The 13617-nt window shown below is 53.8% G+C and carries 11 protein-coding genes; 6 read left to right on the top strand and 5 right to left on the bottom strand.

The window, feature by feature from the left end; all coding sequences use genetic code 11:
• Positions 1–184 precede the first annotated feature (184 nt).
• On the bottom strand, positions 185–2653 hold the full coding sequence (locus tag AC6I7Z_RS11505) for a TIR domain-containing protein (protein WP_497814297.1): 2469 nt from the start codon (positions 2651–2653) through the stop codon (positions 185–187).
• A gap of 889 nt (positions 2654–3542) precedes the next feature.
• Positions 3543–4421 carry a transcriptional regulator HexR gene (hexR, locus tag AC6I7Z_RS11500; protein ID WP_497814296.1) on the bottom strand — a complete coding sequence of 293 codons (879 nt, stop codon included), beginning with the start codon at positions 4419–4421 and terminating at the stop codon, positions 3543–3545.
• 369 nt (positions 4422–4790) lie between these two features.
• On the opposite strand from hexR, the gene zwf reads away from it, so the two are divergent.
• On the top strand, positions 4791–6266 hold the full coding sequence (gene zwf, locus AC6I7Z_RS11495; RefSeq protein WP_033746536.1) for a glucose-6-phosphate dehydrogenase: 1476 nt from the start codon (positions 4791–4793) through the stop codon (positions 6264–6266).
• A gap of 176 nt (positions 6267–6442) precedes the next feature.
• On the top strand, positions 6443–7081 hold the full coding sequence (locus AC6I7Z_RS11490; protein WP_033747926.1) for a bifunctional 4-hydroxy-2-oxoglutarate aldolase/2-dehydro-3-deoxy-phosphogluconate aldolase: 639 nt from the start codon (positions 6443–6445) through the stop codon (positions 7079–7081).
• 52 nt (positions 7082–7133) lie between these two features.
• On the opposite strand, the gene purT is transcribed toward AC6I7Z_RS11490, so the two are convergent.
• Positions 7134–8312 carry a formate-dependent phosphoribosylglycinamide formyltransferase gene (gene purT / locus AC6I7Z_RS11485; RefSeq protein WP_497814295.1) on the bottom strand — a complete coding sequence of 393 codons (1179 nt, stop codon included), beginning with the start codon at positions 8310–8312 and terminating at the stop codon, positions 7134–7136.
• 152 nt (positions 8313–8464) lie between these two features.
• Here purT and AC6I7Z_RS11480 point away from each other — a divergent pair, with 152 nt between their 5' ends.
• Together AC6I7Z_RS11480 and AC6I7Z_RS11475 are read left to right on the top strand one after the other, a co-directional pair.
• A complete protein-coding gene (locus AC6I7Z_RS11480; RefSeq protein WP_497815434.1) occupies positions 8465–9118 on the top strand; it encodes a tellurite resistance TerB family protein in 654 nt (217 codons plus the stop codon).
• A 113-nt stretch (positions 9119–9231) separates the two neighbouring features.
• Positions 9232–11295, top strand: a complete 2064-nt coding sequence (locus AC6I7Z_RS11475) for a prolyl oligopeptidase family serine peptidase (protein WP_497814294.1) — start codon at positions 9232–9234, stop codon at positions 11293–11295.
• Here the strand turns inward: AC6I7Z_RS11475 and exoX are convergent.
• The gene (gene exoX / locus AC6I7Z_RS11470) at positions 11289–11957 is read right to left on the bottom strand and encodes an exodeoxyribonuclease X (protein WP_434123155.1); all 669 of its coding nucleotides are present in this window, start codon (positions 11955–11957) and stop codon (positions 11289–11291) included. The two genes, AC6I7Z_RS11475 and exoX, sit on opposite strands and share 7 nt — an antisense overlap.
• A gap of 3 nt (positions 11958–11960) precedes the next feature.
• Complete coding sequence (locus AC6I7Z_RS11465) at positions 11961–12191, bottom strand: DNA polymerase III subunit theta (RefSeq protein ID WP_497814293.1); 231 nt, start codon at positions 12189–12191, stop codon at positions 11961–11963.
• 151 nt (positions 12192–12342) lie between these two features.
• On the opposite strand from AC6I7Z_RS11465, the gene copC reads away from it, so the two are divergent.
• Both copC and copD read left to right on the top strand, forming a co-directional pair.
• Positions 12343–12708 (top strand): copper homeostasis periplasmic binding protein CopC, encoded by a 366-nt coding sequence (gene copC / locus AC6I7Z_RS11460; protein ID WP_497814292.1) that lies wholly within the window; start codon positions 12343–12345, stop codon positions 12706–12708.
• A 3-nt stretch (positions 12709–12711) separates the two neighbouring features.
• Positions 12712–13587: a copper homeostasis membrane protein CopD gene (gene copD / locus AC6I7Z_RS11455; RefSeq protein ID WP_497814291.1), complete on the top strand. Its 876-nt coding sequence runs from the start codon at positions 12712–12714 to the stop codon at positions 13585–13587.
• Positions 13588–13617: the final 30 nt, after the last annotated feature.

Here is a 13617-nt window from a genome sequence, read left to right as displayed (position 1 = left end):
TTCTGTAACCAATCAAAAAGTCTTTTTTTGTTGATGTCAGCAAGAGCAAATCTTCAGCATTTGTATGCCATACCTAAATCTTAATGAATAGACTATTTTATCATTTTTTCTTCAATAGCCACTATTATAAAAACAGAGGGTTTACCTAAATGGTAAATAAACCCTCTGTAATTCTTGTGAGAATTTATTGCTGTATTTGGTACTGCTTTAGCTTCTCGATGAATTGTTCAAGCTCTTCAATTGTCAGTTCGTTTAGTTCGTTCCTGCAAATGCGAACCGCATCATCAAACTTCGAAGTTAATGTTAACCAAATTGCTTTGAAGCGAATAAAGCTCCCATATGTCTGAGATTTAGGGGAGTCTGTGCTTTCAAGCCTTTCAATGGCATATTTTAGTTTATCTAACCTTCTATACTGTATTGCTAGATCACATAGCGTCAACACTGGGTATTTAATGTCAGGGAAGTCTAAAATTCCTTGTTCAATTAATGTGAATGCATCGTCAACTTTATTGTCAAATTTAGCAAGTGCTTTAGCTTTTGCCGAGCAATAGATTTCTTGTGAACGCTGCGCCGGATTTGCTTTGAGCCTCTCCAGGATTTCCTCAACAACACCGGGATCAATGTTTACTTTGTCTTTGTAAAAAAGGCAGTTCAAGTAATTGTTGGCATTAATTGGGTTATTTTTCTGTCTTTCATAAACATCCTTAGCTAATCCCAATGCAAGTTCATATTCGTCGTTTTGTAGGTATAATAGAACAAGTTCGCTTTTTGCTCTGTGATCATTAGGTCTTTGGCGTAAAAACCTCTTATAGCTTTCAATTGCTCGCGGTCGTTGACGAGTGATTCGGAAATAAAAACCGTGCAAAAAAGAGCTTTCTGGTTCGGCAACTTGTCTAACTGAATTAAAAAAATCTCTATCATGCAATCTAGCTTGCGACTGACACTTCATAAATAAAATGTGTTCGATAACACTAGAATGTAGATATTGAGAGTTTGAGAGAATTCGGTCAGCTAGTCTTATGGCTTCTTTGTAATTTGCAGAGCCCCCCTTTTCATATAAGGCTCTAATAGTTTTTACGAAATATGAAGGCACTAATATTCTATTGTCAATTTCCGTGCCTGTTTTTATCGCTTCTTGGATTGAGAAAATATAGTCAGAAATATCTCTGTTATCATCAGAATATTCTTCAATGAATTTTTTAATATGTTTTCTTAGAATCTCATCATACTCATTTGAAGTGCCGAACTTACTCCTTGAGATATAATCCTGTATTACTTGATTTACCCGTATGTAGTCATTATTCACGCCAAGTTGATCGCAAATTGACATGTTTATGAAGTTTTGAATGATAGGGTAAAATTCTTCTTCGTTCACCAGCGAAAAAAGAAACTCATAACTTATGAATTCAAATTTTGACAGGAAATACAGGAATGTTAATTTATCTTCATCGTTGAAGAAGCTTTCAATTATCACCCTGGCTTTGTCATCTGCATATTCTCTTATAAGGTGAGAATCTTTTTTCACAGTGTATAAATTAGTGTCAGATATGCTGTCTACAGCAAATATAACTTGCTCTGGATAACCTGAAAGTAGGTCTGATAAAAATTTAAGATCTTCACTTTCTAATTCTAAACCTCTAAATTTAGCATACCTTTTTAAAAGGCCACGCCTTTCTTGAATACTTAGCTCAGGGATTTCTTCAAAGTAATATTCTTGATTTCTATATGAAAAAGATTTATTTCCTCTAAATTTAGAGGCAATACAAAAAGTTAAATGGTCATAATTTTTTATACGATCTACAATATCAATGAACCAACTAACTATAGTGCTATCTGCCTGAATAATCCCTCCTTTATCTTCAATCAGGACGCGCTCCTTTTCTTCTATAATCCCTTCTATTAACCTTACTGCAATATCAACCTTTTCATTGATAGGTGTTATCATTAAATCGTGTATTTTACCTATATCGCACAAGCCAAGGTCATCAACTTTTAAAATGAAATCTTCTATGCTATCCGTTGATTCCATTTGTATTACAGGGAAATCGTAGGACTCTTTTATGATATTCGATTTGATAAGTGCATTTTTTATGAATGATTTCCTGCCGATGGAATTTAGTCCTGAAGCAATGAAAACTACCGGGGCTGCTTTATCAAAGTCGTCAAATCGCTGTTCAACGTTGGTGGTTTTTTCATTCCTTCCAACATAAATTTTCTGTCTTTCCTTGAGTGTTGGGTGAGTTTTAAACGCAATTTCTCTCAGGCGAGCATTTATTTTCCTTATCGCAACCTTTGGTTTTTTAATTGGTTGTATGTTGAATCCTTCTTTCATCCATAAAGGAATTCTGTCATCAGTATAGTCAACTTTATCATCTATAATAATAGGATAAATACGCTGGATGTTCCCTTCGTCTACTCTTTCTTTAGCTAAACGTATTTCTTCTTTGACCCAGTCTGATTCTAATGCTGAATTTGAAAGAAATAAAACAAAAAGAGATGTATCATCTAATCCGCTTATGATCTCTTCTGCTGGAGACATCCCTTTTTCAAAAGTCTGCTCATCAAAAATACGAGTTTCTTTCCGTAGCCCTGACGCTACTTGACGAACATACTCTTTATCTTTGGAACTATGCGATAGAAAACATTTAACCATGTGTTATCCCTGTTTATCATCTAGATGTCACGATTATACTGTAACTTTACAACTTTAGAATCATTACGGAAAGCTTATATTATACATTTTTTCTTCCTCATTAATTAGTGCTCCCAGGCGGATTTTTGCAAGTAAATTTGGCAACTAAAGATAAACACATATTGAATGCGAAGAGCTTGCTCTATTGCCCTTAGTGATTAGCCAGAAGGGTATGGCTCAATGAAATTTGTAACTTAGTTACACTATCGCTTGAGAAAATTAGGCATCCTGAAATAAAGAGCACGCCTTTTAAGTTCCTATAAAGTTACTGTTGAAAGAACTTTAGCCACAGCTACAAACTTGTAATGACAATGTTGGTTATATTATTGATTTTTCTTCGTTTTTGAATGGTTGCTTAACATTATATAACCTAACAATTAACTTGATTCTATATGAAGGGAACATAGTTTCTATACGTAGTAAATCTGATATCCGTCCTTAGGTTCCGGTCTGAAGGTCGATCTGATGAAATTTTTCCAGAAATTTCTGCGAGGGTATCTAATATAAAAACTATAGCTAAAAGCCCCCCATAGGCTTCTCATCAGGTCTCTTGAGAAGCTCTAGGTTGGTAACTATGACTTGCAAATTACTAGATTGCAGGATGTTTTAAACGTGCCACAAGAGCGCCACTAGGTGATACAAGCAGTGACACAAATGCTTGACTCCCAACCGGCCCGCAGGCCAGACTACAAGCCACTTCAGGCAATGCTACCGCCGCTCAGTTCTTCTGAGACGTCTTGACATGAAGGACTCCGTTGACAAATTTGCGTATCCCCTAAAGTGGACAGGGCGTGATCATTATTCTAACTGAAGGAGAGCCTGTGATACGACTCACATTGTGAATGTGATGTTAATTTTTTTGTTGCGCTGCGTTTTCCATGGCGAAAGGCTTGTCGAAACGCGACTCTTTTAAGACCTCTTTCACTCGCTTCAGGTTTTCTCGAAACGCGGCGCCGCGCTCGAGGATAAATCCGGTCGCCAGCACGTCGATAACGGTGAGTTGCGTCAGGCGGGAAACCATTGGCAGATAGACATCGGTATCTTCCGGAACATCAAGCGTGAGCGCCAGCGTGGCGACCTCTGCCAGCGGCGAAGCGGGAGACGTGACGGCTATCACGGTGGAACCGTTTACACTAGCGAGGCGAGCCAGTTCTACCATATTTTTCGTGCGGCCAGTATGCGAAATCAAAACAAAAACGTCCTCCGCGCGACTATTTATACAACTCATGCGCTGGATCACAATATCCTCTGACCAGACCACCGGGAGATCAAAGCGCAAAAATTTATTAAAGGCGTCGTGCGCCACCACCGCCGAGGCGCCCAGGCCAAAGAACGCCACTTTCTGCGCGCGCGACAGCGCCGTCACCGCCTGCTGCACAACGGCGAGATCGAGCCGATCGCGCACGCGCTGTAGCCCGACCAGCGCCGAGTCGAAAATCTTATGGCTGTAGCCGCGGGTATCGTCATCTTCATCGACGTCGTGACTGACCCAGCTTTGCCCTTGCGCCAGGCTCTGCGCCAGCTGTAATTTGAAGTCGGGAAAGCCGCGCGTGCCGAGCCGATGGCAAAAGCGGTTAACGGTAGGTTCGCTGACCTCGGCGGCGCGCGCCAGCCGGGCGATGCTGGAATGGATCGCCTCCTGCGGGGCGGCCAGGATCTGCGCGGCGACCTTGCGTTCCGATTTGCTGAGCGTCGCCAGCTGCGCCTCAATTTTTTCCAGAGTATTCATAACCTGATGACCGTTATCGCTTTTATCGATGCCAGCCATGGCTGGCAGAGAGGGCATAAAAGCGTGAATATACCCTGTTCGCTATGACTGCGCGCAAGTACGGATAAGTCTGCGTGGAAAATTTTTGTCATAATTTGACCCGGATTCGATTTTGCCGCCCCTCAGCCGCCACGCTAGAGTGGGCTAAAGCGCACGCACTATCACATCGGCACGCCTTATTCCGTTCAGAGTAAACGCAGCGGACCCGCATAGAGTCGGTTTACCTGACCCCCTGAAATAAGTACATTGTGCTGAAAGAAAATTACAACATGGACCCGATGGATGAGGATGCAAACGCCAACGGGATCATCCTGCAACGAGGAGAGGAAAATGGCGGTAACACAAACAGCCCAGGCATGCGATCTGGTGATATTCGGTGCCAAAGGCGATCTTGCGCGCCGGAAACTGTTGCCTTCACTGTATCAGCTGGAAAAAGCGGGACAGATCCACGAGGAAACCCGCATCATCGGCGTGGGACGCGCCGACTGGGACAAAGCAGCCTATACCAAAGTGGTGCGTGAAGCGCTGGAAACCTTTATGAAGGAGAAGATCGACGAAGCGCTGTGGGACAAACTCAGCAGCCGTCTCGACTTCTGTAATCTCGACGTTAACGACACCACCCATTTTCCCAAACTGGGCAAAATGCTCGATCAGGCAAAACGCACCACCATCAACTATTTCGCGATGCCGCCAAGCACCTTCGGCGCCATCTGCAAAGGCCTGGGCGCAGCCAAGCTGAACGCTAAACCGGCGCGCGTGGTGATGGAGAAGCCGCTCGGCACCTCGCTGGAGACCTCAAAAGAGATCAACGACGCGGTCGGCGAGTTCTTCGACGAAAGCCAGGTGTTCCGCATCGACCACTACCTCGGCAAAGAGACGGTGCTCAACCTGCTGGCGCTGCGCTTCGCCAACTCTATCTTCGTCAACAACTGGGACAACCGCACCATCGATCACGTGCAGATTACCGTGGCTGAAGAAGTGGGCATCGAAGGACGCTGGGGCTATTTCGACCAGGCTGGCCAGATGCGCGACATGATCCAGAACCACCTGCTGCAGGTGCTGACCATGATCGCCATGGCGCCGCCGTCTGACCTCAGCGCCGACGCCATTCGCGACGAGAAAGTTAAGGTGCTGCGCTCGCTGCGCCGCATCGATCAGACCAACGTGCGCGAAAAAACGGTGCGCGGCCAGTACACCGCTGGCTTCGTGCAGGGTAAAAAAGTGCCGGGCTATCTGGAAGAAGAGGGCGCCAACAAGTCCAGCTCGACGGAAACCTTCGTCGCCATTCGCGTCGATATCGACAACTGGCGCTGGGCAGGCGTGCCGTTCTACCTGCGTACCGGTAAGCGTCTGCCGACCAAATGCTCCGAAGTAGTGGTCTACTTCAAGAACCCGGAGATGAACCTCTTCAAGGACTCCTACTCGGAACTGCCGCAGAACAAACTCACCATTCGTCTGCAGCCGGACGAGGGCGTCGATATCGAGATCCTGAACAAGGTGCCGGGCCTCGACCACAAGCACAAGCTGCAGACCACCAAGCTGGATCTGAGCTACTCCGAAACCTTTAATCAGTCGCACCTGGCTGACGCCTACGAGCGTCTGCTGCTGGAGAGCATGCGCGGCATTCAGGCGCTGTTCGTGCGTCGCGACGAAGTGGAAGCGGCATGGACCTACGTCGACTCCATTATCGACGCCTGGGCCGCCGACGGCGACTCCTCCAAGCCTTATCAGGCCGGCACCTGGGGACCGGTGGCGTCCGTGGCGATGATCACCCGAGACGGCCGTTCCTGGAACGAGTTCGAATAATCATGAAACTAGCCCGCCGCGTGCGGGCTTTTTTGTGCCTTGTCGCAGGAAACTGAACCGCAGTTTCAAAAATAGCGCCGGGCAGATAGACGATGCGGAAGCCGATCCTGTATGGTAGTGACGCATTAATGGCGCGCCGCGCGGCTGGCGCCGGTATGGATAAGCAAGGGGAACTGATGAAGAACTGGAAGACGAGTGCGGAAAAGATTCTGACCACTGGACCTGTGGTGCCGGTGATCGTAGTGAACAAGCTGGAACATGCGGTGCCGATGGCGAAAGCGCTGGTGGCGGGCGGCGTTCGGGTGCTGGAAGTCACGCTGCGCACGCCGGTGGCGATGGAGGCGCTGCGCCTGATGATTAAAGAGGTGCCGGACGCCATCGTCGGCGCAGGCACGGTCATCAACACCCAGCAGCTGCAGGAAGTCACCGAGGCGGGCGCGCAGTTCGTTATCAGCCCAGGCATTACCGAGCCGCTGCTGAAGGCCGCGGTGGAAGGCCCGGTGCCGCTGATTCCCGGCATCAGCACCGTTTCCGAACTGATGACCGGCATGGATTACGGCCTGCGCGAATTTAAATTCTTCCCGGCGGAAGCGAACGGCGGCGTCAAGGCGCTGCAGGCTATCGGCGGTCCGTTCCCGCAGGTACGCTTCTGTCCCACCGGCGGCATTTCGCCCGCCAACTATCGCGACTATCTGGCGCTGAAAAGCGTGCTCTGCATTGGCGGTTCCTGGCTGGTGCCGAACGACGCGCTGGAGTCGGGCGACTGGGATCGCATTACGCGTCTGGCGCGCGAAGCGGTAGAAGGCGCGAAATAAGCATTAGCGGTGAGCAGGGCGCTCACCGCATCATGAACCACCTGCGGTTTTATTACGCTTCGACGTTTACCGCCGCTGCGCTGGCGACCGCCCGCGCGACGGCGTCATCGACGCTCTCGCCGCTGGCCAGCGCCACGCCAAGACGGCGCGAACCGGCGATTTCCGGCTTGCCAAACAGGCGCAGCTGCAGACCGGCGCCCAGCGCCGCTTCCACGTTGACGAACCGCACGTTCTGGCTGTGTAGCTGCGGCAGGATCACCGCCGACGCCGACGGGCCGTACTGGCGCACGCCGCCGATCGGCAGGCCGAGAAAGGCGCGCACGTGCAGGGCGAACTCTGAAAGATCCTGCGAAATCAGCGTCACCATGCCGGTGTCGTGCGGGCGCGGCGACACTTCGCTGAAGATGACGTCGTCGCCGCAGACAAACAGCTCAACGCCGAACAGGCCGTAGCCGCCCAGCGCTTTTACCACCTCGCCGGCGATCGCCTGCGCGCGCTGCAGCGCGACATCGCTCATCTGCTGCGGCTGCCAGGATTCGCGGTAGTCGCCATCTTCCTGGCGATGGCCTATCGGCGCGCAGAAGTGAAGGCCGTCGACCGCGCTCACGGTCAGCAGCGTAATTTCAAAATCGAATTTAACCACGCCTTCAACAATCACGCGGCCTGCGCCGGCGCGTCCGCCCTGCTGCGCGTACTCCCAGGCGCTGCCGAGCTGGCTGGCGTTGCGAATAAAGCTCTGGCCTTTGCCTGACGAACTCATTACTGGCTTGACGATGCAGGGGAAGCCGATCTCCGCCGCGGCTGCCTCAAAGCTCGCCTGGCTGTCGGCGAAACGGTAGCTGGAGGTCGGCAGCGACAGCTCTTCCGCCGCCAGACGGCGAATACCTTCGCGGTTCATGGTCAGGCGCGCGGCGCGTGCGGTCGGCACCACGCGTTGCCCCTGCTGCTCAAGCTCAAGCAGCTTATCCGTGGCGATCGCTTCGATTTCAGGCACCACATAATCAGGCTTTTCCTGCGCAATCAGCGCGGCCAGCGCCTCGCCGTCAAGCATGTTCACCACGTGGCTGCGATGCGCCACGTGCATCGCGGGCGCGTCGGCGTAGCGGTCTACGGCAATCACTTCCACACCCAGTCGCTGGCACTCCAGCGCCACTTCTTTACCCAGCTCACCCGAGCCTAACAGCATGACACGCGTCGCAGCCGGACGCAGCGCAGTTCCAAGAGTCGTCATAATTTCACCTGTGAGTCAAAACGCGCGCGCAGTATAAACGAAAACGTTTGCGTTCTCATCCTCCTCTGCTTTGCCTCTCTTTTCTCACCTTGACGTTAACTGACGCCCGGTCGGGCAGAGTAGAGCCCTGCTCGCTAAAAAAGAGGTGAATGATGAACAACCTGTTGCAACAGCTACAGTCGCTGCTGACGAAGAAAGGTCACAGCGGCGGCAACGGAGGTTTAAACGATATGCTGGCGCCTGGTGCGCTGGGCGGTCTGGCGGGCTTGCTGATCGCCAGCAAAAAGTCGCGCAAGCTGTTAACCGAGTATGGCGGCAAAGCGCTGATTATCGGCGGCGGCGCGGCGGCCGGCGCGGTGTTGTGGAACAAATATAAACAGCGCGTGCGCGATACGCACCAGGCCGATCCCGGCTTCGGCGAGCTGCACACGCCCGCCGATCAGCGCGCCGAGCGCCTGGTGACGGCGCTGGTATTCGCCGCTAAAAGCGACGGCCATATCGACGATCGCGAGCGCGCCGCCATCGAGCGCAGCATCCATGAGTCGGGCTATGGTCAGGAGGCGGAAGCACTGATCCAGAAAGCGATCAATCGGCCGCTCGATCCCGCCTGGCTGGCCGCCGACGTGAAAAACGAGGATGAAGCGCTGGAACTCTACTTCCTCAGCTGCGCCGCCATCGATGTGGATCACTTTATGGAGCGCAGCTATCTCACCGCGCTCGGCGACGCGCTGAAGATCCCACAGGACGTGCGCGACGGCATTGAAAATGACCTGCGCGAACAAAAAGCGCGCATTCCGGCAGAATAAACCCGCCGCGACCGCGCTGCGCGGTCGCAATAACAACGCGTTAGCGACAAAAATTTGGCTTCCCCGCCACCTGATGCCACCCTTAAAGGATATTAATAACAGGGAGACGGAGCATGCAGGCCCCCATCGCAAAAAAAATTCCCCATGAAATGACCCTCCACGGCGAAACGCGCGTGGATGATTACTACTGGCTGCGCGACGACAAGCGCGAGAATGAAGAGGTGCTGGATTATCTGCGCGCCGAAAACAACTACGGCAAGCAGATCATGGCGACACAGCAGCCGCTGCAGAACCGTATTTTAAAAGAGATCGTTGATCGCCTGCCGCCGCAGGATCATTCCGTTCCCTACGTGCATAACGGCTATCGCTATCAGAGTCGCTATGAGAGCGGTAATGAATATGCCGCCTACTACCGCCAGCCCGCCGAGTACGCCGTGACCGATGAGTGGACGCTGCTGCTGGACGCCAATCAGCGCGCCTCGCACAGCGAGTTCTACACTATGGGATCGCTTAACATCAGCCCTGACAACAAAGTGATGGCGCTGGCGGAAGATTTTCTCTCCCGGCGACAGTACGGCATTCGCTTTCGCTGTCTGGAGAAGGGGAGCTGGTATCCGGAGGTGCTGAACAACGCTTCCTCCAGCTTCGCCTGGGCGAACGATTCTCGCACGCTCTATTACGTGCGCAAGCATGAGCAGACGCTGTTGCCCTATCAGGTCTGGCGTCATGAACTCGGCACGCCGCAAAGCGACGATCGGCTGGTGTATGAAGAGCAGGACGACACCTACCATCTCAGCGTGCATAAAACCACCTCCGAGCACTTTATCCTCATCGCGCTGTTCAGCACCAACAGCAGCGAGATCCAGCTCATCGACGCCGGCTTTCCCGACGCCGCGCCGCAGATCTTCCTGCCGCGCCGCAAAGATCATGAATACAGCCTGGATCACTATGAGCATCAGTTTTATATCCGCTCTAACCGCGAGGGGAAAAACTTCGGCCTCTACCGCACGCGCTGGCTGGACGAGTCGCGCTGGGAAACCCTGATTAAGCCGCGCGACCATGTGGTGATGGAAGATTTTCAGCTGTTCCGCGACTGGCTGGTGGTCGAGGAGCGGCAGCGCGGCCTGACCAGCCTGCGCCAAATCCACTGGCAAACCGGCGAGGTGACCGGCATCGCCTTCGACGATCCGACCTATGTTACCTGGCTGGCGTTCAACCCTTCGCCGGAAACCAGCAAGCTGCGCTATGGCTACGGCTCGATGACCACGCCGACCACGCTGTTCGAACTCGATATGGACACCGGCGAGCGGCGCATTCTCAAGCAGAGCGCGGTCGGCAACTTCGACCCCGACAACTACAAAAGCGAGCATCACTGGATCACCGCGCGCGACGGCACCGAAGTGCCAGTGTCGCTGGTTTATCACCGCAAACACTATCAGCCGGGCAAAAATCCGCTGCTGGTTTACGGCTATGGCGCCTACGGCAGCAATATGGAGGCGGATTTCAGCGTCAGCCGGCTTAGCCTGCTCGATCGCGGTTTCGTCTACGCGCTGATCAACGTGCGCGGCGGCGGCGAGCTGGGACAAAGCTGGTATGACGGCGGCCGCCTGTTCAACAAGATGAACAGCTTTACCGACTTTATCGACGTTACCCAGGCGCTGGTGAAAAAGGGATTCGGCCAGCCTGGACAGCTCTATGCCATGGGCGGCAGCGCAGGCGGGCTGCTAATGGGCGGGGTGATTAATATGGCGCCGGCGTTGTTCAACGGCGTGGTGGCGCAGGTGCCCTTCGTCGATGTGGTCACCACGATGCTGGATGAGTCGATCCCGCTCACCACCGGCGAGTACGACGAGTGGGGCAACCCAAACGACGCCGACTACTATGGCTATATGCGTCAGTACAGCCCCTACGACAATGTCGAGGCGAAGGCGTATCCGCATATGCTGGTGACGACCGGGCTGCATGACTCGCAGGTGCAATACTGGGAGCCGGCGAAGTGGGTGGCGAAACTGCGCGCGCTGAAGACCGACAACCATCTGCTGATGCTTTGTACGGATATGGATGCCGGTCACGGCGGCAAGTCGGGGCGCTATAAATCCTATGAAGGCATTGCGCTGGAGCTGACGTTTCTGATCGCGCTGGCGCAGGGCAGCCTGCCGCCGCAGCGCGATTACTGATCGTCGCTCAGGTATTTACGCAGCGCCTGCCGCAGCGGCGGGCGCAGATCGCGCACGTTTTCCAGCACCCAGCGCAAATAGCGCGGATCTTTGCGCGCAATGGCGGCGACGCTCTGGCCGCGATATTTGCCGAAGGGCAGCACGTCGCCCGTCACGCTGGCGGGCTGGCAGTGCTGCGCCATCTGCCCGGCATCCCAGCCGGAAATTTCCATAATGCGGATCAGCAGCGCGGCGGTCACGTAGCAGTCGTACAGCGCGCGGTGCGCGTGCAGATCGGCGGGCGGCGTGACCTCCAGCTTAAGGCTGTGGCGCAGCGCCTGGTTGCCGTATTTGATGCCGGGCCAGAGCTTGCGCGCCAGCGTCATGGTGCAGATCCAGTCGCCGTGCATCTCCGGCAGCATGCGGCGATCGAAGCTGGCATTATGGGCGACATAGAAAGGGCTGCCGTGATAGCGGCCAATCGCCTCTTCGATCGTGGGTTTGCCCACCACCATCGCTTCGGTAATGCGGTGTACGGCCATCGCCTGGCGGCTGATGGGACGGTCCGGCAGGATCAGGTCGCTCATCGGATTCACGATCTCTCCGTTGATCACATCGACCGACGCCACTTCCACTACGCCGCCCTGGAGCCCGCAGGTTTCGGTATCAATTACGCGTAACATGATTTACTTCAGCTTGGGTTCGTAGGGCAGGCGCGAGAAGTTCAGCGACGCCTGGCGATAGTGCATCAGGCGCTGCCGAAACCAGTCGCGCAGCGCGGGCGGCTGCTCATATTCAACCATTTCAGCCACGACCGGCATGTTGTAGCGCTCTTTGAACGCCACGCCCGCTGCGGCCAGTTCAACGTTGACTATATCTTTCTCTTCCTGAGAAAGCAGGGCGAGGTTTTGACTCATGGGGATCTCCTGAAGACAGGGGGCAAAAATAATGCTTATCCCGGTCTGAATCAAGGGTAAAGGATAGCATTGCTGGCCCTCGACACCTGAAATGCCTCAGCGTATCCTTGCCCACGTTTGCCGCTAAGGCGATGGCTAAAAGGATGATCCCATGCAGAAAAGAACGATCTTGTCAGGCGTTGCCGTCTCGCTGTTGTTAGTGAGCCAGGCGGTGCTGGCGCATGCCCACCTCAAATCGTCCCAGCCCGCCGCCGACGCCGCGCTCACTACCGCGCCGCAGGCGCTGACCCTGAGCTTCACCGAAGATATAGAGCCCGCGTTTAGCGGCGTAACGCTGCTGGACGCCAGCCAAAAGCCTGTCGCCAGCGAGAAGGCGCAGCGGGATGCGCAGCAGCACAGCCGCCTGATCCTGCCGCTGAAGAAGCCGCTGGCGGCGGGCGACTATCAGGTTAACTGGCATGTTCTGTCGGTGGATGGGCATAAGACGCAGGGCAGCTACCGCTTTAGCGTGAAGTAAGTCGTGACCTCGCTGTGGATCCTGCTGCGCGCGCTCCATTTCGCCGCCGTGATGCTGCTGGCGGGCAGCGCGTTTTATACCGTGCTGTTAGCGCCAGCGCGCTATCGGCACGCGCTGGGAAGACGTCTTGACACATTAATGCGCGGTTGCGTCTGGCTGGGGCTGGTCAGCGCATTGCTGATGCTGGCGACCCAGCTGGTGCTAATGAGCGGCGACTGGCGCAACCTCGCCGACAGTGAGATCTGGCGCGCGGTGCTGAGCACGCGTTTCGGCACGGTGTGGCAGTGGGAAACAGGGCTGGCGGTCGTTACGCTGCTGGCGAGTCTGCTGAAAAACAGAGAGCGACAGCAGGCGTGGCTGACTGGCGCCTTGCTGCAGCTGGGCTGTATGGCGTTAATCGGACATGCGGCGATGCGCGAAGGGTTTACGGGCGCGCTGCAGCAGATCAACCATGCGCTGCACCTTGTCGGCGCGGCCTTCTGGGCAGGTGGGTTATTGCCGCTGCTGATCCTGATGGTCGAGGCGCGGCAGATCGATCGCCGCAGCGACGCGATTCGCGCCATGATGCGCTTTTCGCGCTACGGACATCTGGCCGTCGCGGTAACATTATGCACCGGCGTCGTGAATGGGCTGCTGATCGCCGGCTGGCCACGCCAGTGGCACGGCAGCCTGTATAGCGAACTGTTAGTGGCTAAGGCGGCGCTGGTGGCCATGATGGTCGCTATCGCGCTGTTCAATCGTTACGTGCTGGTGCCGCGCTTTCGCCTGGCGGGCAAGGGCGCGCAACAAAAATTTATTCGCATGACGCAGCTTGAGCTGCTGCTGGCATGCGCAGTGGTTGGTCTGGTCAGCGTCTTCGCCACGCTGTCGCCAGCCTGAGTGTGACCCGTTTTGACTGAGTGAAAAGGT

This window comes from Pantoea sp. X-Soil-MYKO-1289 (assembly GCF_059730625.1).
Note: the sequence above shows the minus strand (reverse complement) of the source record. Positions and strands in the feature narration are given on the sequence as shown.